The organism is Pseudoalteromonas sp. MMG005, from assembly GCF_018101015.1.
GTDB classification, from domain to species: domain Bacteria; phylum Pseudomonadota; class Gammaproteobacteria; order Enterobacterales; family Alteromonadaceae; genus Pseudoalteromonas; species Pseudoalteromonas aurantia.
In genome coordinates, this window is record NZ_JAGJEK010000002.1 from 296508 (window position 1) to 321585 (window position 25078).

Consider the following 25078-nt stretch of genomic DNA (forward strand, 5'->3'; position numbering starts at 1 on the left):
AAAATGGCAAACGTTTCAATGCGCGATATGCTTCAAGCTGGTGTTCACTTCGGTCACCAAGCACGTTACTGGAACCCAAAGATGAAGCCTTTCATCTTCGGCGCTCGTAACCGTGTACATATCATCAACCTTGAAAAAACTGTACCAATGTTCAACGATGCACTTAAGTTCTTACAGAACGCGGCTTCTAACAAAGGTAAAATTCTTTTCGTAGGTACTAAGCGCGCTGCAAGCGAAGCAGTTAAAGAGTCAGCTCTTCAAAGTGAGCAGTTCTACGTAAATCACCGTTGGTTAGGTGGTATGTTGACTAACTGGAAAACAGTTCGTCAATCAATCAAGCGTCTTAAAGACCTTGAAACTCAAAGCCAAGACGGTACTTTCGAGAAGCTAACTAAAAAAGAAGCGTTAATGCTTACTCGTGAAATGGAAAAGCTTGAAAAGAGCCTTGGCGGTATCAAAGATATGGGCGGTCTTCCAGACGCTATCTTCGTTATCGATGCAGATCACGAGCACATTGCAATTCGCGAAGCTAACAACCTAGGTATTCCAGTAGTATCAGTAGTTGATACTAACTCGAACCCAGATGGTGTTGATTTCATCATCCCAGGTAACGACGATGCAATCCGTGCTATCCAGCTTTACACTGGCGCTGTTGCAACTGCTATCACTGAAGGCCGTGAAAGCAATATCGTTGCTCAAGCAGAGAACGACGATTTCGTTGAAGCTGAGTAATTAGCTGTCATCAAGTCTTCATCAATTCGTGATGAAGACTTGATATTCTTGAAGAGCGGTCATCCCGCTTCCCTAAACATATTCAGATCTGAGGATATACTAATGGCTGTAACTGCTGCCCTAGTTAAAGAATTACGCGAGCGTACTGGCGCTGGCATGATGGATTGTAAAAAAGCGCTAACTGAAACTGCTGGTGACATTGAACTAGCAATTGAAAACATGCGTAAGAGCGGTGCTGCAAAGGCTGCTAAGAAAGCAGGTAACATTGCTGCTGAAGGCACAATCCTTATCAAAGAAGGCGCAGGTTTCGCTGCACTTCTAGAAGTTAACTGTCAAACAGACTTCGTTGCTAAAGATGAGAGCTTCCTTGCGTTCGCTAACTCTGTACTAGACGTTGCTGCAACTTCTAAAGTTGCTGTTGCTGAGCTTCAAGCACAGTTTGAAGAAGCACGTGTTGCATTAGTTGCTAAAATCGGTGAAAACATCAACGTTCGTCGCGTTGAGTACATCGACGGTGCAAGCCTTTCTACATACCGTCACGGTGAGCGTATCGGTGTTGTTGTTGCTGGTGAAGCTGATGCGGAAACGCTTAAGCACGTAGCGATGCACGTTGCTGCATCTAAGCCTGAGTACGTAAACCCTGAAGACGTACCTGCAGACGTAGTTGAAAAAGAAAAAGCGGTTCAAATCGACATCGCGATGAACGAAGGCAAGCCTGCTGAAATCGCTGAGAAAATGGTTGTTGGTCGTATGAAGAAGTTCACTGGTGAGATTTCTCTTACTGGTCAAGCGTTCATCATGGAACCTAAAAAATCTGTTGGCGATATCCTTAAAGAAAAAGGCGCAACAGTATCTAACTTCGTACGTTTAGAAGTTGGCGAAGGTATCGAGAAGAAAGAAGAAGATTTCGCTGCTGAAGTTGCTGCTCAAATCGCAGCTGCAAAAGGCGAGTAATCTCTCTTTTCTCAGCAAAAAAAGCAATGAGGTCATAATGGCGGATTTGCTTTTGCTTCAACGCTGAAAATTCTTTAAAATAACCGCGCATTTATGACTTTCATAAGCGCGGTTATTTTTTATCTCACTTTTACAAATGGCCCGGAAACTATGACTATCAATCGAAAACCTGTTTTTAGACGCGTTCTTCTCAAACTAAGCGGTGAAGCTTTAATGGGAGATGAAGGCTTTGGCATTGATCCAAAAGTATTGGATCGTATGGCACAAGAAATAAAAGAATTAGTAGAGCTCGACGTAGAAGTGGGTTTAGTTATCGGGGGCGGTAACTTCTTACGAGGTGGTTCATTGGCTGAAGCGGGTATGAACCGCGTAGTAGGCGACCACATGGGTATGCTTGCAACCGTGATGAACGGTTTGGCTATGCGTGATGCACTGCACCGTGCGTTTGTAAACTGTCGTTTAATGTCGGCAATTCCACTGAACGGCGTATGTGACGCGTACAACTGGGCTGAAGCAATTAGCTTGTTAAAGTCTGGCCGAGTTGTTATTTTCTCAGCGGGTACGGGTAATCCATTTTTCACAACTGATTCAGCTGCATGTCTACGAGGTATTGAAATTGAAGCCGATACTGTGATTAAAGCGACAAAAGTTGATGGCGTATTTAGCGATGACCCAGTTAAGAACCCTGATGCAACCTTGTATCGTCATTTGACGTACAATGAGATCATTGATCAAGAATTAAAGGTGATGGACTTAGCGGCATTTACGCTAGCACGTGACCATAATATGCCTTTAAGCGTATTTAACATGAATAAACCTGGCGCGTTAAAACGTGTCATTATGGGCGAAGAAGAGGGCACTCTTATCTCTTCAGCACCTTCTGAATAATCAAACAAGACTAGGATTGAATTGTGATTAACGATATTAAAAAAGACGCGCAAGAGCGCATGCAAAAAAGTGTGGCAGCCCTAGCTAGCCAACTTTCTAAAATTCGTACTGGCCGTGCACACCCTGCATTGCTAGACGGTATCATGGTTTCATATTATGGTGCAGATACACCACTAAACCAAGTTGCAAACGTCTCAACAGAAGACTCTCGTACATTGACGATTAGTGTATTTGATAAGTCTTTGGCTCAGGCTGTTGAAAAAGCAATTATGTCATCTGATTTGGGCTTAAACCCTATGTCTGCAGGCACGATTATTCGCGTACCATTACCTCCGCTAACCGAAGAGCGCCGTAAAGACTTAATCAAAATAGTGCGTGGTGAAGTAGAAGGCGGTCGTGTTGCTATCCGTAATATTCGCCGTGATGCCAATGGTGATATTAAATCTTTATTAAAAGATAAAGACATTTCTGAAGATGAAGCACGTCAAGCTGAAGATGAAGTTCAGAAGTTGACAGACAAGTTTGTTAAGGAAATGGATACACAATTGAGCGCAAAAGAAGCTGAGTTGATGGAAATCTAAGCAGTTCGAAATTATTAGTTTTGCAACGCTGTCTAGGGTATACTAGGCGGCGTTTTTTTTTATAGAAATCGGGATTTATGAGTTTAAGCGCTGACACAATTTCGCAGCAATCTTTGCCAAAACACGTCGCTATTATTATGGATGGTAACGGACGATGGGCGCAATCTCGCAATCGCCCACGTACATATGGCCATAAAAAGGGCGTTGATGCGGTTCGTACGGCAGTACAGTTTTGTTCGAAACTTAACATTGAGTCTCTCACTTTATTCGCATTTAGTAGCGAGAACTGGCGTCGGCCAGAAGATGAAGTCAGTACACTGATGGAATTATTTCTATTTGTGTTAACTAAAGAAGTAAAAAAGCTTCATAAAAATAATGTTAAATTGAATGTTATTGGTGAAATTTCTCGTTTTCCGAACTCGTTACAAGAACGAGTTGCAGTAGCACATGCGTTAACTGAGAATAATACCGGCCTGCAGCTAAATATTGCTGCAAATTATGGTGGTCGTTGGGATATTACCCAAGCGGCACAAAAACTTGCTATTGAGGCTAGTGAAGGAAAAATTCAGCCAAGTGATATCACGGAAGAAGCAATAACTAACCATCTTTCTATGGCACATCAAAGTGAATTAGACTTATTAATACGAACTGGTGGTGATTGTCGTATTAGTAATTTTTTGCTTTGGCAAGCAGCGTATGCTGAACTCTATTTCACAGATACACTTTGGCCTGACTTTAATGAAGAGGCGTTTGCAGAGGCCATTGCATGTTATGTATCTAGAGAGCGACGCTTTGGCTGCACAGGCGATCAAATAAAAGAATTACTCGCAGTGTCAAAAGTAACAAGTTAAAGGTAATTAATTTGCTTAAACAACGTATTATAACTTCAGTGGTTCTTGCGCCGCTGGCTTTGCTTTTGGTTTTTTATACACCATTAGCTTTATTTAGTTTTATCGCAGCAGCTATCGTACTGCTAGGTGCTTGGGAGTGGTCTGCTTTTATGGGGCTCGGGAGAGTGCGTCAGCGTTTGTCAGTTGTTGCATTGATGGGCATCATCATTTCCATATTGCATACCCATTGGCCGATAGAGTCCTTATGGCAACAGGGTAAGTTAGTTGCCGATGCAAATTATATATTTACCCTGGCTTTTGCCTGGTGGCTGGTCGCAACGTTTTTGGTTTTTAAGTACCCTTCAATGAGCAGAGCGTGGAATGAGGGCATAATTATGCGTGCCATTGCAGGCATATTAACGCTCATTCCGCTTTGGTTAGCGCTTAATGTGATGCGCAGTGCAGAGTATGAACAGTCTCAACAATATGGGTCAACTCTCATAATGGTGGTACTTGGTATTGTATGGAGTGCGGATATCGGTGCATACTTTGCGGGTAAAAATTTCGGTAAGCGCAAATTAATGCCCAAAGTGAGCCCCAATAAAACCATTGAAGGTTTGCTTGGCGGGGTTGTAACTTCTGTGATATTTGTTTTGCTTTTTTGTTATTTTGCAGAAGTTGAATCACACCAATGGCTATTATATTCAGGGCTCACAATCGGTGTCGCGCTATTTTCTGCGATTGGAGATTTGCTCGAGAGCATGTTTAAGCGCGAAGCTGGTTTAAAAGATTCAGGATCTATTTTACCTGGGCATGGTGGCATACTCGACCGAATAGATAGTTTGACTGCGGCAGCGCCCATCTTCGCTTTATGTTACGCTTGGATTGTTACTCTATGAGTATGAAAAACAATGTTGTAATACTGGGAGCGACAGGCTCGATCGGACTTTCTACAATTGATGTTATTGAAAGAAATAAAGATGAGTATACGATTTTTGCATTAGCCGCAGGTACAAATGTGGCTAAAATGACGTCATTGTGTGTTACACACCATCCCCAGTATGCAGTGATGCACTGTGAAAGAGCGGCTAAGCAGCTTAAAGATGCTTTAAAACATACCTCGGTTAAAGTTTTGAGCGGCACTCAAGCTATGTGTGATGTGGCTGCCCATAACAATGTAAATACAGTTATGTCAGCAATTGTTGGTGCAGCTGGGTTGTTACCGACGCTTGCAGCCGTTGAAGCTGGTAAAAAGGTGTTGTTAGCAAATAAAGAGTCGCTAGTGATGTCTGGCCAGTTATTTATGGACAAAGTAGCACGACACGGTGCCACTTTATTGCCTATAGATAGTGAGCACAATGCAATTTATCAATGTTTGCCACAGGCGTTTCAACGCAATACTGATTTAGGTATACACCATCAAGGGATCAGTAAAATTTTGCTAACTGGGTCAGGTGGTCCGTTTTTGACGCGAGACTTAGCCACACTCCCGAGTGTGACAGTGAGTGAAGCTGTTGCACATCCAAACTGGTCTATGGGCCAAAAAATCTCAGTAGATTCAGCAACAATGATGAATAAAGGACTTGAGTTTATTGAAGCCAAGTGGCTTTTTAATTGTACAGCTGAAGATATCGAAGTGGTCATTCATCCGCAAAGTATGATCCATTCTATGGTGCAATATAAAGATGGCTCTGTCATCGCTCAGATGGGCCAACCTGATATGAGAACCCCCATAGCTTACGGTTTGGCTTATCCAGAACGGATTGATGCAGGTGTACAGCCTCTTGATTTTTCTAGCATAGCAAACTTTACCTTTACAAAACCAGATTTTGAGCGCTATCCAAACTTGGCATTGGCAATGGATGCGTGTAAGTCCGGGCAGGCCGCAACGACAACGATTAATGCTGCAAATGAAATTGCTGTCGCTGCGTTTTTGGCTCAGCAGATCGGCTTTTGTGATATCTATAGAGTAAATGCTGAGGTGCTTGCTAAATCGACATTAACCTCATTAAATTCGGTACAGGAAATTATGGCTCAGGATGCTCAAGCTAGGTTACTGGCAAAACAATGTATTAGTGAATTGAGATAATTATGTTTGAATTTTTCTGGAACTTAGGCTCATTTATTTTAGCATTGGGTATTTTAGTAACCGTGCATGAGTATGGTCATTTTTGGGTTGCACGCAAAGCCGGTGTGGAGGTTTTGCGCTTTTCAATTGGCTTTGGAAAACCATTATTCAAATGGCATGATAAGTTAGGTACTGAGTATGTTATTGCTTTGATACCGCTTGGCGGTTACGTCAAAATGCTTGATGCACGAGTTGATACTGTACCTGCTGATAAGCAGCATTTGGCTTTCGATAGTAAGCCTGTTTTATCTAAGATAGCCATCGTTTCAGCAGGCCCCATTGCAAACTTTTTATTCGCTATTTTTGCGCTTGCCGTGATGTATATGATTGGGGTGCAGAATGTAAAACCGGTTGTTGGCGGGGTTGCAGAACATAGTCGGGCAGCAACGGCAAACTTTCTACCTGGCGACCATATTTTGCAGTTGGGTGATAAGGCAGTCTCTTCATGGCAAGAGGTTACTTTTGGCTTAATGAGTCATTTAGGTGAACAAGAAGTACAGGTTAAAGTACAAGACGCAGAGAATAAAATTCAGTTACGAACGATTGCGCTTAATGGCTGGAAGCTTGATAAACAAGACGAAGCTCCACTTCAGTCTATTGGTATTGAGCCTTTTAGACCTGCATTAACATTAACTTTAGGCCATATTCAAACTGGTTCGGCAGCGGATAAAGCAGGTCTTAAAGTGGGGGATACGATTGTATCGATTAATGAAATTGACGTCGTTGATTGGCAGTCCTTAGTTGATAAAATAAAAGTCTCGGCCAAACAACCTTTGCGTTTTTCTATTCGTCGAGCAAGTAATGTGCAATTGCTTACGGTTATTCCTGAAGCGAAACAGATGAGCGATGGGCGCTCTATCGGGTACTTAGGAGTTGTGCCTCAGTTAGAAAAGTGGCCTAACGGATATATTGAAACTAGACAGTACGGTCCTTTGGATAGTATGGTGCTGGGCATAAAAAAGACGTATGAGCTTATCAGTCTGAGTTTTGATATGATTGGCAACTTAATCACAGGTCAAGTATCAGTAAAAAACTTAAGCGGGCCTGTCGGAATTGCCGTTGGCGCTGGAAATAGCGTGAGCTATGGCATAGTTGCCTTTTTGAGCTTTTTAGCTTTGATTAGTGTTAATTTAGGTGTTTTTAACTTATTACCTCTACCAGTCTTGGATGGTGGGCACTTAATGTATTACATAATTGAACTAATCCGTAAAAAACCAGTCTCTGAAAAGACACAAGAGTTAGGGTTTAAGGTTGGTGCCTTGTTATTAATCGCTCTAACATGTTTTGCTTTATTAAATGATGTATCGAGACTGTAGCTCGAATTGGTGTATACAACACCCGTCACAGCGTTATGACGCTAATTGTTGTAAAGGATAAAGATAATAAAATGCCTATAAAAAAACATCTCGCAGTTACCAGTTTACTGGGCGCAAGTTTTGCCGCACTTGGGCAAAATACCTTTATCGTAGAAGACTTAAAGGTTGAAGGGCTACAGCGCGTAGCTTTGGGAGCAGCACTTACGCATATTCCAATTAATGTTGGTGATTCTGTAGATGACTACACGATTTCACGTACCATAAAAGCGCTCTATAAGTCGGGTCACTTTGATGACATCGCTGCATTACGTGATGGTAACCAGGTTATTTTCAAAGTTCGTGAAAGACCCACGATTGCTTCAATTGAGTTTGATGGAAACAAAGACATCAAAGACGAGCAGTTAAATGAAAGCCTAGAAGGTCAGGATATTCGAGCGGGTGAGCCTTTAGATAAAACAGTATTAGACAATATTGAAAAAGGGCTTATCGAGTTCTTTCATAGTATTGGTAAATACAATGCGAAACTTGAAGTCAATATTGTTGATTTACCTCGAAACCGTGTGCGATTAATGCTTGAATTTGACGAAGGTGATGCAGCCTCTGTTCGACAAATCAATCTGGTAGGTAATGAGTTATTTTCTGATGAAGAGTTGTTAAAGCTTGCCGATTCTCAACAAGATTTACCTTGGTGGAAATTCATGTCGAATGACCGCTATCAAAAGCAAACGATTGAAGGCGATTTAGAAAAAATCCGTAGCTATTATTTAGACCGAGGGTATTTTCGTTTTAATATTGACTCAACACAAGTATCGGTAAGTCCAGAGCGTGAGTCAGTTTATGTTACGGCTAATTTGACTGAGGGTGAAAAGTATTCAGTTAAAAGTTTTGACTTCATCGGTGATTTATTGGGAAGAGAAGAGCTGATTAAAAGTGTGATCCCATTACGCGCTGGTGAGCTTTATAATGGTTCAATCGTTACTTCATCTGAAGAGTTTATTAAAAGCTATCTAGCACGGTTTGGTTATGCCAATGCTGAAGTTCGTACCATTCCAGAAGTTGATGATGAGAATAAAGAAGTGAAACTCACTTTATCGGTTAATCCCGGTAAACGTGTGTATGTTCGCCGTATCATGGTCAATGGTAACCAGGTGACCGCTGATGAAGTGGTACGTCGAGAAATGACGCAACTTGAAGGGGCGTGGTTGTCCAATCAAAGTCTTGAACGTTCTAAGTTACAAATACAGCGCTTACCTTATATGGAAAGTGTTGAATTTGAAGTTAAACCAATTACAGGAATTGACGACCAAGTTGACGTAGACTTTGATGTAAAAGAGCAACCTGCAGGTAGTTTTCAGGCCGGTGTTGCATATGGCTCATATGCAGGAATGCAATTTAATGTCGGTGTCAGTGAATCCAACTTTTTAGGTACGGGTAACCAAGTTGCTTTTAATGTGAGTACAGCAAAAGGTTCTGACCGATATAGTGTGTCGTATACAAACCCGTATTTTACCCCAGATGGTGTATCTCAAGGCAGTAGTATTTTCTTTAGTAATTACGATGCGAGTAAATTCAGCTTAGTTGAGTACAAGTCACGTAGTTATGGTTTAGGTACGAGCTTTGGTTTCCCTATTGACGCAGTAAATAGAATTAACTTTGGTGGCCGTTGGATTGAAGAGTCATTATCAGATATTGCTGATTATGAGCAAACACGTATTTTACGTTTGAGTTTCCTTGATCCCGAAAACCCTGAAGCTGATTTTGACTTCACTAAGTACGAGCTGAGTTTAGGTTGGTCTCGAGTGACAGTTAACCGTGGTATGTTCCCTACCGATGGTTCCCGTCAAACGTTGAAGTTGACAGCAACAACACCGAATTCAGATCTGAATTATTTTAAATTGAATTATGATTCACGTTTCTATTGGCCAATAAGTAACGATCATCGCTGGGTATTTTCAGCGAGAGCGGCCCTTGGTTACGGTAACGGTTATGGCGAAACGAATGGCTTTGAACAGATTCTACCTTTCCAAGAATTCTTTCGCATAACAGAAATGGAATTGCGTGGATTTGATAGAAATACAATTTTACCGCAAGCGATTCAACGCATTCCAACATCGATCCCTGGCTCGATATTACCAGATGGTACATCGACGGGCAGTATTGGCGGAAACCCTGAATTTGATAGACTTCAATTTGGTGGCCGTATCGGTGGCAATGCAAAAGCAATTGCAGGTGCGGAATTGATAGTACCGACACCGTTCTTAGATGAAGATAACACCAACTCAGTAAGAACGAGCTTATTTATTGATGCTGCGAATGTTTGGGATACAGAATTTGATGTAGATAGATACCTACATTTGCCAGAAGATCAATATAAAAAATTGTCTGATTATTCAGATCCAACAAGATTTAGGGTTTCAGCGGGTTTATCTATTCAATGGATTTCACCAATGGGGCCAATGTTGATTAGTTTTGCTCATCCGTTAAGAAAAGAAGAAGACGATGAAACGAAAACAATCAGCTTTAATATCAGTAATACATTCTAAGGAGTAAATTTGTGAACAAACTATTTAAAACGACAGCAATGGCTTTAATGGCCACACTAATGATGGGTACGTCTGCGAGTGCATTAGCACATAAAGTAGGTATTGTTGATATGCAACAAGTCTATAAGCAGATCCCACAGATGGCTAAAATAGAGCAGCAGTTACTCACAGAGTTTGCAGAGCGTCGTCAAGAACTTGAGAAAATTCAAGGTGATATCCGTTTTGAAGCTGAAAAGTTTAAGCGTGAAAGTGCCACGATGAGTGACGAGCAAAAGGCAACACTGCGTGACAAGATTCAAGGCATGCAAAAAGTGTTGGCTGAAAAAGGTCGCCCATTAGAGCAAGAGATTAAAACTCGTCAAAGCCAAGAGCTTGCTAAAGTACAAGACGTTATTATCAAAACGATTCAAAGCGTTGCCAAAAAAGGAAAGTTTGACGAAGTAAGAGTAAAAGATACCACTATCTACTTTAATCCTGATAAAGTAACAGACCTTTCTAGCAAAATTGTTGATGCGGTAAGCAAAAAATAATGACCAAACAGTTTACTTTGGGTCAACTAGCGACGCATTTAGGTGCGTCACTAGTCGGTGATAGTGATTATCAGATTGATAAAATCGCGACATTACAAAAAGCCGGCCCAACAAACATCGCTTTTTTAGCGAATAAGAAATACCGTAACCAACTGGCTGACACAAATGCTGGTGCGGTTATTGTGTCTGAAGATGATGCAGAGTATTTTTCTGGCAATAAGATTGTTGTAAAAAATGCTTATACTGCATACGCTTACTTGGCACAAATGATGGACACTACTCCTGTGTCTGCATCAAATATTCATTCATCAGCCGTTATTCATGGCAGTGTGAATTTAAGCCAAGATGTGAGTATCGGTGCGAATGCAGTGATTGAAGCCGGATCTGTCATAGGCAAGAATGTCCAAATTGGTCCAGGATGTTTTGTCGGCCAAAATACAGTCATTGGTGATAACACTAAATTGTGGGCCAATGTGACGGTTTATCATGATGTTACCATAGGTGACAATTGTTTATTTCAATCTGGCTGTGTAATCGGTAGTGACGGTTTTGGTTACGCGAATGAGGCTGGTAAGTGGATAAAAATTCCTCAAGTCGGCGCTGTGAATATTGGTAATAACGTAGAAGTTGGCGCGAATACCGTTATTGACCGTGGCGCATTAGATGATACGATCATTCATGATAATGTTATTTTGGATAATTTAATTCAAATTGCACACAACGTTGAAATTGGAGAAGGGACAGCTATTGCAGGTGCAACGGTTGTAGCAGGAAGCGTGACAATCGGTAAGCATTGTCAAATCGCGGGCTTGGTTGGGATCAATGGACATATTGATATTTGCGATGGCGCTATCATTACAGGTATGACAATGATTACTAAAGCCATTACTAATTCAGGTGTTTATTCATCTGGAATACCGCACTCAACGAATAAAGAATGGCGTCGAAATATTGCCCATTTTCGTAATTTATCAGAGTTCAAGCAGCGTTTGAAGTCGTTAGAAACACTGACTGAGCACTTAAAAAACATTGATGAATAAAAAGGATGCTACTTTGGCAAACGAATTAAACAGCTTTGATACACAAGAAATTTTAAAGCTATTACCTCATCGTTACCCAATGTTATTGGTTGATAAAGTTATTGACTACAAAGCGGGTGAATATCTACATGCGATCAAAAATGTAACAGTGAACGAGCCTATTTTCACTGGTCATTTTCCTGGACAACCTATTTTCCCCGGTGTGATGATTTTAGAAGCAATGGCACAAGCCACTGGTTTACTCGGGTTTAAAACGGTAGAAAATCGCAGCGAGAGTGAACTATACTTATTTGCAGCGATCGATAATGCTCGTTTTAAGCAACCAGTATTACCTGGTGATACCATGCATTTGCATATCGATTTTGTAAAAGAGCGCCGTAACATTTGGAAGTTTCACGGTGAAGCAAAAGTAGACGGCAAAGTGGTATGCAGTGCCGAGCTAATGTGCGCGAGAAGAGAGTTATAATAGTGATCCATCCTACTGCGATTATTGAATCGGGTGCGAAATTAGGCAACAACGTAACCATTGGTCCATATAGTTACGTTGGTCATGATGTTGAACTGGGTGATAATTGTATCATCGAGTCGCATGTTGTTATTAAGGGACCTTCAACCATTGGCTCAGGCAATCATATTTTCCAGTTTGCGTCAGTAGGTGAAGCTTGCCAAGACAAAAAGTATAAGGATGAGCCAACACAGCTCATTATTGGAGACAATAATGTGATCCGTGAGTGTGCGACAATCCACCGGGGTACAATTCAAGATCAAGGTATTACGCGAATTGGTAGTAATAACTTATTTATGGCATATACGCATGTTGCACATGATGCAGTAATAGGCAGTAATGTTATCTTTGCTAATGGCGCTAGTGTGGCTGGGCATGTTCATGTCGGTGACTGGGTTATTCTTGCAGGCAATACAGGGGTTCATCAATTTTGTAAAATTGGAGCCCATGCATTTATTGGTATGTACTCAGGTGTTAACAAAGATGTGCCCCCATTCGTAACCACAACAGGTACGCCGGCAAAACCTGCGGCAATTAATACCGAAGGTATGAAACGTCGGGGTTTTGATAGTGATGAAGTGATGGCGGTGCGTCGTGCATACAAAGCTTTTTACCGCAAAGGTTATACCCTTGAAGAAGCAGTACTGTCACTTGAAGAAGATGCAAAGCAGTTTCCAGCGGTACAACAGATGATCGATTTTCTAGATACATCAGATCGCGGTATTATTCGTTAAATCGGCCGTGATAAAACGTTATTGATGAACGCCATACAGATTAATTTGTATGGCGTTTTTATTTATACAAACTCAGATAATAGACATGATAAATAAAAATAAATTAACCATAGGTATTGTAGCGGGCGAATTGTCGGGCGATATATTGGGCGCAGGTCTTATTCATGCTTTAAAGCAACATTATCCTCATGCAGAGTTTGTGGGTATTGCAGGACCTAAAATGCAGCAAGCGGGCTGTAAAACACTGTTTGATATGGAAGAACTGGCAGTCATGGGATTGGTTGAAGTGTTAGGGCGCCTACCTCGGCTGTTAAAAATACGCAAACAGCTTGTTCAGCATTTTATTGACAATCCGCCTGATGTTTATATTGGTATTGATGCACCGGACTTCAATTTACGAGTCGAAAAGCCACTTAAAAAAGCGGGTATAAAAACAGTACAATATGTGAGCCCTTCCGTATGGGCATGGCGCCAAAAGCGCATTTTTACGATAGCAGAAGCAACTAATTTGGTTTTATCATTACTGCCATTTGAAAAGGCATTTTACGACAAACATGATGTACCGTGTACGTTCGTAGGACATACACTTGCTGACGAAATTCCACTTAAAGTGAATGCCAGCGCAGCCAGAGCTAAGTTAGGCCTCGCTGAAGATGACTTAGTGTTAGCCCTTCTACCAGGCAGCAGAGGTTCTGAGGTTGGCTTATTAAGCAGCACGTATTTGGAAACAGCCAAACTACTTAAAGATAAACTGCCAGAGTTAAAAGTAGTGGTACCGCTTGTCAACGCGAAAAGAAAAGCACAATTTGAATCTGTGTTAGCAGAGGTTGCGCCAAACTTACGGCCTTTGTTATTAGAAGGGCAATCAAGCGAAGCAATGTCGGCTGCAAATGCTGTGTTATTGGCGTCAGGCACGGCAACACTTGAAGCCATGCTATATAAAAAACCAATGGTAGTAGGGTACAAGTTTAAACCATCAAGTTACTGGATATTTAAGCACTTTTTTACATTTAATATAAAGTACTTCTCTTTGCCAAATTTATTGGCAGATGCACCATTGGTACCAGAGTTTTTACAGCAAGAATGTAATGCAGACGCGTTAGTTGATGCATTGTTACCAATGCTCAGAGGTGAGAGTGAAGCGCTCGTTGCACGCTTTTATGAGATACATGAGAATATTAGGCTAGATGCAAGTAAACAGGCTGCAAAAGCCGTAGCGGAGTTAATAGATGCAAGTTGAACGTCCAGATGTACAATTTATTGCCGGCGTAGATGAAGTTGGTCGAGGCCCCCTGGTTGGCGATGTTGTGACCGCTGCTGTGATCTTAGATCCGAATAAACCTATTGATGGCTTAGCTGACTCAAAGAAGTTATCAGAGAAAAAACGTATTGCATTGGCGGAAGAAATTAAAGAAAAAGCGCTGTGCTATTATGTTGCGCGTGCGTCAGTGGCAGAGATTGATGAGCTTAATATTTTACATGCCACCATGCTTGCGATGAGTCGTGCTGTTGAAGGGTTGGCGATTCAGCCAGATTTTGTTTTTATTGATGGTAACCGTTTACCAAAATTAACAATGGCTGCTCAGAGCGTGGTAAAAGGAGATAGTTTAGTGGCGGAAATCAGCGCTGCATCTATTTTGGCAAAGGTCACCCGCGACAATGAAATGTTGGAGTTAGACGCTGAATTCCCTGAATTTGGCTTTGCCGCACATAAAGGGTATCCGACAAAGGCACATTTTGCAGCGCTTGAAGCGCATGGCATAACACCGCATCATAGAACAACCTTTAAGCCTGTTCAGCGTATTATTGCAGGTAAGGAATAACGATGGCAGTACCTGATTTTGTGCATTTAAGAGTTCATAGTGACTTTTCAATGGTTGATGGTTTGGCAAAAACGAAGCCTATTGTTGCAAGAGCGCAAGAGTTAGAGCTGCCTGCGATTGCGATTACGGACCAAATGAACTTTTGTGGTTTAGTACGGTTCTATGGCACAACGCACGGCGCAGGTATTAAACCCATTGTTGGTGCTGATATTTGGCTTAAGAGCGACCAGTTTCCCGATGAACCGTCACGCTTAGTGGTGTTAGCCAAAGACAATGCTGGATACAAAAACCTCACCTTATTAATATCTGAAGCATACCAACGGGGCCACGTATTTCACCGTCCTGTTGTTGATAAGCAATGGTTGGCTGCACATAAAGAAGGATTGATTTTACTCTCCGCAGGTAAAGATGGCGATGTAGGCAAAGCGCTCCTAAAAGGTAACCCCCAACTCGTAGATGAAACGGTGCAATTTTATGAAGAACATTTTGCTGATAATTTCTATCTAGAACTCATTCGTACAGGTAGAGCCGATGAAGAAACCTATTTGCATGCGGCTGTGGAGCTTGCAACTACGCGAGGGTTACCTGTTGTAGCGACGAATGAAGTGGTGTTTCTTCATGAAGCAGACTTTGATGCTCATGAGATTCGTGTGGCGATATTTGACGGTTATACACTGGAAGATAAACGCAGGCCTAAACGTTTTTCTAAAGAGCAGTATTTAAAAACAGCAGAGCAAATGCAGGAGTTGTTTAGTGATATTCCTGAGGCATTACAAAATACTGTTGAAATAGCAAAACGATGTAACGTCACCGTTCAGCTGGGGACTTATTTCCTCCCAGATTATCCAACTGGGGAGCTCAAAATTGACGATTTCTTGGTTAAGGTCTCCCGAGATGGCTTAGAAGAACGGTTACTGTTTTTATTTCCTGATGAACAGGACAGACAATCAAAGCGCATTGAGTATGATGAACGACTGCAATTAGAGTTAGACGTTATAAACCAGATGGGGTTTCCGGGTTACTTTTTGATTGTAATGGAGTTTATTCAATGGAGTAAAGATAACAATATTCCAGTAGGGCCTGGACGCGGATCTGGTGCGGGCTCGCTGGTTGCTTATGCCTTGAAGATCACCGATTTGGACCCACTTGAGTTCGATCTACTTTTCGAGCGGTTCTTGAACCCAGAACGTGTATCAATGCCGGATTTCGATGTCGACTTTTGCATGGACCGCCGAGATGAAGTCATTGACCACGTTGCCATGTTGTATGGCCGAGATGCGGTGTCTCAGATCATCACGTTTGGTACTATGGCCGCAAAAGCGGTAATACGTGATGTAGGTAGGGTGCTTGGCCACCCGTATGGTTTTGTTGACCGCATATCTAAATTGGTACCTGGTGATCCAGGCATGACCCTTGCGAAAGCATTTGATGTAGAGCCCCGCTTACCTGAAGTATATGACAGCGATGAGGAAGTAAAAGATCTCATTGACATGTGCCGAATTTTAGAAGGTTGTACACGAAATGCAGGGAAACACGCTGGTGGTGTGGTTATATCGCCGACGACAATAACCGACTTTGCTGCGTTGTACTGTGATGATGAAGGGAAGTTTCCTGTAACTCAGTTTGATAAGAACGATGTTGAAACCGCCGGGTTGGTTAAATTTGACTTCTTAGGCTTGAGAACACTGACGATTTTGCAGTGGGCGCTCGATATGGCCAATGAACGTCTTACGCGAGAAGGCAAAGAGCATGTAGATATTGCGGCTATTCCATTGGATGACCGTAAGAGTTTTGAGCTGCTGTTACGCGCTGAAACAACAGCGGTGTTCCAGTTAGAATCACGCGGTATGAAAGACTTGGTTCGACGGCTGAAACCTGACTGCTTTGAAGACATGATTGCACTGGTTGCGCTGTTCCGACCCGGTCCACTTCAGTCGGGCATGGTAGATAACTTTATTGACCGAAAGCATGGCCGTGAAGAACTTTCTTATCCCGACGTACAGTGGCAGCATGAGAGCTTAAAGCCTATTCTTGAGCCGACCTATGGCATTATCTTGTACCAAGAACAAGTAATGCAAATCGCCCAGGTGTTGGCTGGTTACACGCTTGGTGGGGCCGATATGTTACGCCGCGCGATGGGTAAGAAAAAACCAGAAGAAATGGCCAAGCAGCGTTCAACATTTGAAGAAGGCTCAGTCAATAACGGTGTAGATGGTGAGTTGGCGATGAAAATCTTCGACTTGGTTGAGAAGTTTGCAGGTTATGGCTTTAACAAATCTCACTCGGCCGCTTACGCACTTGTGTCTTATCAAACATTGTGGATGAAAACGCATTTTCCTGCTGAGTTCATGGCTGCGGTTATGTCAGCAGATATGGATAACACCGAAAAGATTGTTATTTTGGTTGATGAATGTGAAAACATGAAGTTGACCTTGTTACCACCAGATGTAAACGCTGGTGAATATAAATTTACTGTAAATTTAAAAGGTGAGATCGTCTATGGTATTGGTGCTATTAAAGGCGTTGGTGAAGCACCAGTAGACACCATCTTGGAGTGTCGAGCACAAGGTGGTGAATTCAAAGATCTATTCGACTTTTGCGCACGTGTCGATTTAAAGCGGTTAAATAAACGTGTACTAGAAAAGCTGATTTATGCCGGTGCATTGGATAAATTAGGGCCAGATGGCACACAAGCAGGAAGAGCAACGTTACTTGCTAGCGTAAAAGATGCCATGAAGTCTGCGGAGCAACACCATAAAGCAGAAGCGATTGGTCAGTCTGACTTATTTGGATTGTTGGCTGTAGAACCGGAAGAAGTTGAGCAAGCCTTTGTACTGGCAAGGCCTCTGACTGACAATGAGTGGTTAGATGGGGAGAAGGAAACGTTAGGGCTTTATTTAACGGGCCATCCTATAAACCAATATCGACGAGAATTGAGGCACTATACATCGGGTAAATTAGTTGATTTGCAGCCAACGAATAGAGATGTGCAGTCAACAGCTGCTGGTTTAGTGATTAATGCGCGTACGTTAATAAATAAAAAAGGGAATCGCTGGGGGTTAATAACTTTAGATGACAAAAGTGCCCGAATTGATGTACGCTTATTCCCTGAACAGTTTGAAACATACCAAGAATTGCTGCAAATTAACCAAATCTTGGTAATATCTGGACAGGTCAGCTTTGATAACTTCTCTGGTGGCATTACAATGACTGCCAGAGATGTCTGTACCATAGCTCAAGCACGTGAAAAACGTATTAGAGCAATTAAAATGACGCTAAATATGGTGCAAATAGACGAAAACTTCTTCGATAAATTGCGAAAAGTGTTAGAACCTTATAAATTTGGTACATGTCCAATAAAAGTTATGTACCAGCGTCCAGATGCGTTAGCAGAGCTAACGCTTGGGACCGAATGGTGTGTGACGCCTACAGATGACCTAATAACTCGGTTGTCGCAAATGGCGGCGCAAGAAATAGAACTAGAATTTTAATTAATAGGTAGTTTAGAGCATGAGTCTCAATTATCTTGACTTTGAGCTTCCAATTGCAGAATTGGAAGCAAAAATTAAAGAATTACAAAATGTGAGCCGTTCAGGTAGTTTAGATCTGAGCTTAGAAGATGAAATTTCTCGACTAAAAGAGAAAAATGTTGAGCAAACAGAAAAAATCTTTTCTGGTTTAGGTGCTTGGCAAGTTTCTCAATTGGCACGTCATCCTCTTCGTCCTTATACTCGAGATTACATTGAACGTATTTTCACTGAATTTGATGAATTTGCTGGTGACAGAACATTCGCGAATGACCCTGCTATTTTAGGCGGTGTTGCACGCTTTGAAGGTCAGCCGGTCATGATCATTGGTCAACAGAAAGGGCGTGATACTGCTGAGAAGATTAAGCGTAACTTTGGTATGCCTAAGCCAGAAGGGTACCGTAAAGCCTTACGTTTAATGGAAATGGCTGAGCGCTTTAAAATGCCAATAATTACCTTCATTGACACTCCAGGCGCTTATCCTGGCGTGGGAGCTGAAGAGCGTGGTCAAAGTGAAGCAATTGCCCGTAATTTAAAAGTTATGGCTGCATTGAAAGTACCGACTATTTGTACCGTTATTGGTGAGGGTGGTTCTGGTGGCGCTTTAGCTATTGGTGTAGGTGACAGAGTTAATATGTTGCAATACAGCACTTACTCGGTTATTTCTCCAGAAGGGTGTGCTTCAATTCTTTGGAAAAGTGCAGATAAAGCCCCACTAGCTGCAGAAGCGATGGGTGTATCAGCTACGCGCGTTAAAGAATTAGATCTCATCAATAGCATTGTAGATGAGCCTCTAGGTGGTGCGCATCGTGATTATGATGTGATGGCGAAAAACTTGAAAGCGCAGTTAAAACGCGACCTGACAGATCTTCAGGCATTAAGTACAGAAGAAATGTTGGAGCAACGTTATAACAGGCTAATGTCTTTCGGTTATTGCTAAGTAAGATGAATTAGCGTAAAAAGCCGCAATAGCGGCTTTTTTGCGTTCTATATTATGAAATCGAGTTTTTTATTTAAGCAGTTTAATACTGCGCTACATCAGCTAAACCCAACGCGGCAAACATTATGTGTTGCTTTATCGGGTGGCGTTGACTCAGTTGTATTGCTGCATCTATGTGTGGCTTTAAGAGACACAACAAATGTGGACATAGAAGCGGTTTATGTTCACCATGGTTTATCAGTCTATGCTGACGATTGGCTACACTTTTGCGACAGGCTATGCAAACAGTTACAAGTGCCATTTAAGTATGAATATGTTGATGTTGAACATAAAGCTCGGCACAGTGTTGAAGCGCAGGCACGCGATGTACGCTATAAAGCATTGCATAATCAGGCGTCTGATGATGCACTTATCGTATTGGGTCAGCATGGCGATGATCAACTTGAAACCTTTCTATTACGATTAAAGCGAGGGTCTGGTTTACTTGGGTTAGGAGCGATGCGAGCGCGTACTCAGTTACCCAATGGACGCGAGTGTATCCGACCTTTACTACATGTAAGTCGTGATGACATAGAAGCATTTGCTGATCACTATGCACTCTCTCATATTGAGGATGAATCAAATAAGCATGATCACTTTGATAGAAATTTCTTGCGTAACCGAATAATTCCCCAATTAAAAACACGTTTTTCAGGTTTGTTACCTAGTGCGTTGAGAAGCATTCAATTATTGCAGCAACAGCAGCAACTTATTGATGAAATTACGCAAGATGATTTGGCCCTTAGTATCTGTAATCAAAGAGAGTCGCGATGTGTAGATTTAGCAAAATTAGCGAACCTTTCACCGTTAAGGCAAAAGAACGTCGTCAGAGCGTGGTTAGCACTGCATAATGTGGCAATGCCGTCATTGGTGCAGCTTGAACAGATTCTAGTACAAAGCTTAACGAGTAAAATAGATGCGCAATTAAGTATTGATTTAAAGTCGGGTTCAATCAAACGCTACAGAGGCCTGCTGTATTGGGTCGTCACCCAAGATAAGCCAATTGAAAAAAGCAATGTCGGCCTAGGTACTGTGATGTTTGAGACCGGCTATGTTTTATGTGTAAAGCAAGGAAAAGGGGTTCGAGCGCCACACCCTGATGAAGTTGTGTCGATTAGGTTTGGATGTTTAAACGATAAAATAAAACCGCAATTTAAACCCGGACGAAACACGGTTAAGCATTGGTTGAAAGATGCCAAAGTGCCAACTTGGCAGCGTGCATTGGTGCCACTGATTTATTATAACGATGTGCTGGTACAAGTGGTTGGGTATTATTTTAACCACGATCACGTAATGCAAGAGTGTGGAATTTATTGGGAAGAACGCAGTGATAGATAATCTGAAAATTGGCGCTTCATTGGCTAAGCAATCCCCTTGGGCATTATTACTCACAGGGCTTATTTTTTTGATGTTATTCCTTAATCAAGCAATGAATATCAACAATGTCATTTATGCTGTATTGCTCGGTCAATTGACCAGTGTGACACTGTTGGCTTATTGGCATGGTAAAGGTGGTATCTTTTTTATTATGGCCGTGTTGGCGCCTTTGGTACTGATCATCATCACTGAACTTCCGACATTTATAGCGTTAGCCTGGGTAATAAATGGCTTCTTTTTTGGTATGGCATTGCTGTTATTTTTCTATCATATGTACGTTAGTAAACTGAGTAAATAATAGGTAAGTGAGTGAGAAAAGGCTCAGCTAGGGGGGCTGAGCCAGTGATTATCAAACTGCGCGAGCGCAGTTTCGTCCCGCCGCTTTTGCTTTGTATAAACCTTTATCAGCTCGTGAAAATATTACGTTTTCACAATCATGGCTTGCAGCCAGTGTAAATCCAATACTGGTTGTTACACCAAAATTTGCTAACAGACCACACCGTTGCACTGTTGCCATAATACGCTCTGCGATTAATTTATTAGTAGGAAATTCAGGGTCATCAATTAACACCGCAAATTCATCCCCACCAAATCGATACACGCTGTCAGTTGCTCTAATTGACTGCTTTAAAATATTGGCAAACTCAATGAGTACATCATCACCGGCTTTGTGCCCATGTATATCATTGACTGCTTTAAAGTTATCTAAATCTAATATCATTAAACTAAAACTACGGTGGTGGCGCCGACTACGCTCTAACTTTTGTGCAAGATTGTCATTAAATTGACTGCGGTTGTTGAGCCCTGTTAGTGAATCTTTAGTTGCTAGCTGTAAAACTCGGCTGTACATCAGTGCATTGCGAAGTGGGTAAAGTAGAGCACTGTGTAAATGACGCAATTTGTTCTGAATACTACTGCTTAATTGATACTGGCAAAAGTAAACGAGTTGCCCTAAGTGCTCACCATTAAGCTCAAGATCAAAAGTATAAGGTGTATATTGATTGTCACTATCTTTCATTTGCGCCACGCCTAAGGAGGAGTGGAACTGTAGGCCAGATAATTTAATAATACGTTTTGCATAGTCGGCAAACAACGTAAGCTGCTCGTCGAGCTGTAATGTTGTTTGTAACTGCTCAACTAAGCGATGAGTTGGCTCTGGCTGACTAGTGAATTGCTCGTTACTAAACGGCAAATAGTCGCCACGCGTGGGCATTCGCTGAGTCAAAATATGGACATTCTCCATTTATAATTCCCCTAAATACAATGATGGGGAATATAAAGCTAAATTCGTGCCATAAATTTAAACTGGCTGAAAAACAGCTGCTTGCTATAGTTAATGAAAGCTTGTTCATTTAATTAGCAACTTTTTGACGCTCAGGAGGCTGTTTGCAGACTATATTTGCCGAAGTGTTTGCGCTATTACTTGCCGCTGTAATTTTAGTGTGGTTGTTTAAACGCGTTGGTTTACCTGCAATCTTAGCCTATTTAGTGACAGGTATTCTTGCTGGCAGCCATGGTATTGGCTGGATGACGATTAGCTATGAAATGCACTTTATAGCTGAACTTGGCATTGTGTTTTTATTATTTAGTCTTGGGCTAGAGTTTTCAGTTCCTAGATTAATGGCAATGCGTCATTTGGTGTTCGGGTTAGGTAGTTTACAGGTTGTATTGACCACGTTATTAGGTACTGTACTGTTGTGGTTTTTGCAATTCAATTGGCTTGAAGCATTTGTTATTGCAAGTTTAGTCGCGCTCTCGTCAACGGCAGTTGTTGTAAAGTTATTGAAAGAATCCGGTTCACTTAATTTACGCAGTGGCCAGCTCGCAATTGGTGTGTTGCTGTTTCAAGACATTGCCGTAGTTCCGTTGCTTATTGCTTTTCCTTTAATTGCGCAATCAGACAATCAAGTACTCGTCGGTGCTTTGAGCCTTGCATTGGCCAAGGGCGCTCTAGTATGTGTGTTTTTATGGGCTGTGGGTAAGTGGTTACTACCTAAAATATTCAATGAAGTAGCGTTAGTTAGAACCGATGAGCTATTTGTGCTAACCACATTGGTTGTCGCATTGTGTGCGGGTGGATTAACTTACTTGTTTGGTTTATCGATGGCTTTGGGCGCTTTTTTAGCTGGAATGATGTTAGGTGAAAGCCAATACCGGCATCAATTAGAAGCTGAGATACGACCGTTTCGCGATATCTTGATGGGGTTATTCTTTGTCACCGTCGGTATGCAGCTTGATATACCTTATGTTGTGTCTTCATTTTTATACATTGTACTTGCATTAGGCGCATTGCTATTTTTTAAGCTGTTGATCATTATGGTTTCTGCGCAATTGATGGGCGAACGTAAAAAGGATGCTATTGCAACCGGTATTTTATTATGGCAAATGGGCGAGTTTGGTTTTGTACTGGTGGCGCTGGCCAGCAAACATCAACTTTTAGATGCCAATATTGCCTCCTTCTTAATTGCCTTAGGGGTGCTTTCAATGGCGTTGACGCCGTACTTAATTGAACAAACTGAGCGCATTCTCAGTTGGTTTAAATTAGACAAAGAGCGCTTCTCAGGTGACTTTCATCATGGCTTAGGAGTCGACGCGTTAAATGATCATGTTGTGATCCTTGGCTACGGGCGAGTAGGGCAAACGATCACCCGGTTTTTGAAGCCTGAAGCCATTCCTTATGTTGCAATAGAGCGCAATCCAATACTGGTGCAAGAAGCGCAAACAGCGGGTGAACCCGTATTGTTTGGCCACGCAGGACAAAAAGCTATATTGGAGTCGGCGGGTGTAGATAAAGCACGGTTGTTGATCATTACTTGTGGAGATTTTGAGCAATGTCAAAAGCTCATAGATTCAGTAAAGCAAGCCGCACCTGAGGTAAAGATTTTAGTACGCATGAGAGACGACATTCATTTAGAGGCGTTAAAGCAGCTAGGGGTGACTGAAGTGGTACCTGAAGCGCTAGAAGCAAGCTTAATGCTGGTATCACATGTGTTGTATATGTCGGGTGTGCCGATGCGCCGGATTTTAAAGCGGGTAAGCAAAGAGCGACAAAATAGGTATGAGTACTTACATGGTTTTTTTGCGGGTGACAGTGCTGACTTATCAGAGCACTCGACCGATAGGCTTGAGTATCTTCATGCTATCGCTTTACCTGAATCGGCCTATGCTGTGAATAAAACCATTAAAGAGTTGGCCTTGGATAAGCAAAGAGTTGTAATCACCGCATTGCGTCGCAATGGTGAAGAGATAGACTCGCCCGTTGAGGAAACAATGTTATTGGTTAACGATATCTTATTATTAAAAGGCAAACCAAGACGAGTTGAACGGGCAGAGCAATATTTACTTGAGGGCTTGGCATAAGTGCACTTTATTTTTTATCTAAGTGTAAAAACGTTCTGATCTCGTCAAGCTGAGCCATACCATCGTTAAAACCGATTTCCATTAGCTTCTGTGTATAGGCTTTTTCAAATAATAAATAACTGGTTAAACTTGATTGAGAATGCCTTTTTATACCAATTCCACGCAATAGTAGTTTTATTGCCATAGGCATATCGTCATAGTACTCTGAAGCTAGCGTAGTAAAGTTTTCAGATGGGTTGACTAATAGCGTAGACACTTGTTTTAACTCTTTATGTTTATCTCGTGCTGGTAGTAACCCCACGGTACGATTAACCCGTTCAAGCCGTTCTAAATCAGACTGTAATGTGTCGCTGAAAACACTATCAAGTAAATGCCCTGCAACGGTAGACATACCAGGGAAGTGCGGCTCGTAGCCCAGAGGTTGATGCGGCTTTGGCTGTTCAACACCAATAATGAATATTTTTTCTGCACCTAAATGAATCGATGGACTTAGTGGTGAAAGCTGGTGGATTGATCCATCGCCGTAATAATGATGTTTTACTCGAACACTGGGAAACACCATAGGAATAGCACTGGATGCCATGAGCAAATCAAGCGTAATATTATCAGCAACTCCTTCTCGTTTTGAGCGTTGCCATGGTTGAACATTATTCGCTTGATAAAATGCCACTGATTTTCCGGTAGAATAGCTAGATACGGTAATGGACACCGCTTCTAAATAATGTCTATGTAAGTTTCGGTCAATACGAGATAAATCTAATACCTCACTGAGCAGCGTACGTAGCGGAGTGTTATCGAGTAAGCTGGCTGGAGGCAAGTTTAAAAATTCAGCTTTAAAGCTGCGCATGATATTAGAGAATATTCTGCCGTAAACGCCACTAAAATTACTCTTATAAACCATGTGCGTATGAAAGTTCTTCCAAACCCACTCTATTTTACGCACGGCCAAATGCATACATGAAGCATAACAGGCTAAAGCGGCAGAATTGATGGCTCCTGCTGACGTGCCATTGATGATTTGAAAAGGTAATGGCGCTGTGCGAGGCATACTTTGCGCGAGCGCTTTTAGTACGCCGACCTGGTATGCAGCTCGGGCACCGCCCCCGGTGAGTAACAGAGCAACCTTTGGTTTATCTGAATTGCGTTGCTTTATACTCATAAATCCCCTTTAATAGAATGAACTTTTTGGTACAAACGTCGTCAGTAATGTATGGCTGTACTCTTGCAAGTA

At 41.9% G+C, this 25078-nt stretch carries 22 protein-coding genes; 20 read left to right on the forward strand and 2 right to left on the reverse strand.

Features of this window, described 5'->3' with window-relative positions; all coding sequences use genetic code 11:
• Positions 1 to 3 precede the first annotated feature (3 nt).
• The 19 genes from rpsB to J8M01_RS03390 all read left to right on the forward strand — a co-directional run bounded on the left by rpsB (position 4) and on the right by J8M01_RS03390 (position 20785).
• Entirely contained in the window at positions 4 to 732 is a 729-nt protein-coding gene (gene rpsB / locus J8M01_RS03300; RefSeq protein ID WP_010361623.1) for a 30S ribosomal protein S2, read from the forward strand.
• Positions 733 to 834: 102 nt separating this feature from the next.
• Positions 835 to 1686, forward strand: coding sequence for a translation elongation factor Ts (tsf, locus tag J8M01_RS03305; RefSeq protein ID WP_010361624.1), 852 nt, complete (start codon positions 835 to 837; stop codon positions 1684 to 1686).
• Between the two features lie 150 nt (positions 1687 to 1836).
• The gene (gene pyrH / locus J8M01_RS03310; protein ID WP_119862042.1) at positions 1837 to 2574 is read left to right on the forward strand and encodes a UMP kinase; all 738 of its coding nucleotides are present in this window, start codon (positions 1837 to 1839) and stop codon (positions 2572 to 2574) included.
• Positions 2575 to 2597: 23 nt separating this feature from the next.
• Positions 2598 to 3155 carry a ribosome recycling factor gene (gene frr / locus J8M01_RS03315; RefSeq protein ID WP_010361626.1) on the forward strand — a complete coding sequence of 186 codons (558 nt, stop codon included), beginning with the start codon at positions 2598 to 2600 and terminating at the stop codon, positions 3153 to 3155.
• Between the two features lie 77 nt (positions 3156 to 3232).
• Positions 3233 to 4006, forward strand: coding sequence for an isoprenyl transferase (locus tag J8M01_RS03320; RefSeq protein ID WP_192508269.1), 774 nt, complete (start codon positions 3233 to 3235; stop codon positions 4004 to 4006).
• Positions 4007 to 4017: 11 nt separating this feature from the next.
• A complete protein-coding gene (locus tag J8M01_RS03325; protein ID WP_192508268.1) occupies positions 4018 to 4884 on the forward strand; it encodes a phosphatidate cytidylyltransferase in 867 nt (288 codons plus the stop codon).
• On the forward strand, positions 4881 to 6074 hold the full coding sequence (gene ispC, locus J8M01_RS03330) for a 1-deoxy-D-xylulose-5-phosphate reductoisomerase (RefSeq protein WP_192508267.1): 1194 nt from the start codon (positions 4881 to 4883) through the stop codon (positions 6072 to 6074). The genes J8M01_RS03325 and ispC overlap by 4 nt, the downstream gene beginning before the upstream one ends.
• A 2-nt stretch (positions 6075 to 6076) precedes the next feature.
• Positions 6077 to 7429, forward strand: a complete 1353-nt coding sequence (rseP, locus tag J8M01_RS03335; protein ID WP_192508266.1) for a sigma E protease regulator RseP — start codon at positions 6077 to 6079, stop codon at positions 7427 to 7429.
• Between the two features lie 71 nt (positions 7430 to 7500).
• Entirely contained in the window at positions 7501 to 9972 is a 2472-nt protein-coding gene (bamA, locus tag J8M01_RS03340) for an outer membrane protein assembly factor BamA (RefSeq protein ID WP_192508265.1), read from the forward strand.
• An 11-nt stretch (positions 9973 to 9983) separates the two neighbouring features.
• On the forward strand, positions 9984 to 10502 hold the full coding sequence (locus tag J8M01_RS03345; protein ID WP_210995523.1) for an OmpH family outer membrane protein: 519 nt from the start codon (positions 9984 to 9986) through the stop codon (positions 10500 to 10502).
• A complete protein-coding gene (gene lpxD, locus J8M01_RS03350; RefSeq protein WP_211056984.1) occupies positions 10502 to 11542 on the forward strand; it encodes a UDP-3-O-(3-hydroxymyristoyl)glucosamine N-acyltransferase in 1041 nt (346 codons plus the stop codon). The genes J8M01_RS03345 and lpxD overlap by 1 nt, the downstream gene beginning before the upstream one ends.
• A 13-nt stretch (positions 11543 to 11555) precedes the next feature.
• Entirely contained in the window at positions 11556 to 12008 is a 453-nt protein-coding gene (fabZ, locus tag J8M01_RS03355; RefSeq protein WP_192508262.1) for a 3-hydroxyacyl-ACP dehydratase FabZ, read from the forward strand.
• 2 nt (positions 12009 to 12010) lie between these two features.
• Positions 12011 to 12781 (forward strand): acyl-ACP--UDP-N-acetylglucosamine O-acyltransferase, encoded by a 771-nt coding sequence (gene lpxA, locus J8M01_RS03360; RefSeq protein ID WP_192508261.1) that lies wholly within the window; start codon positions 12011 to 12013, stop codon positions 12779 to 12781.
• 85 nt (positions 12782 to 12866) lie between these two features.
• Positions 12867 to 14021, forward strand: a complete 1155-nt coding sequence (gene lpxB, locus J8M01_RS03365) for a lipid-A-disaccharide synthase (protein WP_210995589.1) — start codon at positions 12867 to 12869, stop codon at positions 14019 to 14021.
• Positions 14011 to 14604 (forward strand): ribonuclease HII, encoded by a 594-nt coding sequence (rnhB, locus tag J8M01_RS03370; RefSeq protein WP_192508260.1) that lies wholly within the window; start codon positions 14011 to 14013, stop codon positions 14602 to 14604. The genes lpxB and rnhB overlap by 11 nt, the downstream gene beginning before the upstream one ends.
• Before the next feature lie 2 nt (positions 14605 to 14606).
• Positions 14607 to 18095, forward strand: coding sequence for a DNA polymerase III subunit alpha (dnaE, locus tag J8M01_RS03375; RefSeq protein ID WP_211056985.1), 3489 nt, complete (start codon positions 14607 to 14609; stop codon positions 18093 to 18095).
• A gap of 19 nt (positions 18096 to 18114) precedes the next feature.
• Positions 18115 to 19071 carry an acetyl-CoA carboxylase carboxyl transferase subunit alpha gene (accA, locus tag J8M01_RS03380; protein ID WP_192508258.1) on the forward strand — a complete coding sequence of 319 codons (957 nt, stop codon included), beginning with the start codon at positions 18115 to 18117 and terminating at the stop codon, positions 19069 to 19071.
• Between the two features lie 54 nt (positions 19072 to 19125).
• Positions 19126 to 20448, forward strand: coding sequence for a tRNA lysidine(34) synthetase TilS (gene tilS / locus J8M01_RS03385; protein ID WP_211056986.1), 1323 nt, complete (start codon positions 19126 to 19128; stop codon positions 20446 to 20448).
• Positions 20438 to 20785 (forward strand): hypothetical protein, encoded by a 348-nt coding sequence (locus J8M01_RS03390; protein ID WP_211056987.1) that lies wholly within the window; start codon positions 20438 to 20440, stop codon positions 20783 to 20785. Before tilS ends, J8M01_RS03390 begins: the two co-directional genes overlap by 11 nt.
• A gap of 51 nt (positions 20786 to 20836) precedes the next feature.
• Here the strand turns inward: J8M01_RS03390 and J8M01_RS03395 are convergent, their stop codons facing one another.
• Positions 20837 to 21730, reverse strand: a complete 894-nt coding sequence (locus J8M01_RS03395; protein ID WP_210995530.1) for a GGDEF domain-containing protein — start codon at positions 21728 to 21730, stop codon at positions 20837 to 20839.
• 143 nt (positions 21731 to 21873) lie between these two features.
• Between J8M01_RS03395 and J8M01_RS03400 the strand changes: the two genes are divergently transcribed.
• The gene (locus tag J8M01_RS03400) at positions 21874 to 23847 is read left to right on the forward strand and encodes a monovalent cation:proton antiporter family protein (protein ID WP_211056988.1); all 1974 of its coding nucleotides are present in this window, start codon (positions 21874 to 21876) and stop codon (positions 23845 to 23847) included.
• A 7-nt stretch (positions 23848 to 23854) separates the two neighbouring features.
• Here the strand turns inward: J8M01_RS03400 and J8M01_RS03405 are convergent, their stop codons facing one another.
• Entirely contained in the window at positions 23855 to 25006 is a 1152-nt protein-coding gene (locus tag J8M01_RS03405) for a patatin-like phospholipase family protein (protein WP_211056989.1), read from the reverse strand.
• Between the last annotated feature and the right edge of the window lie 72 nt (positions 25007 to 25078).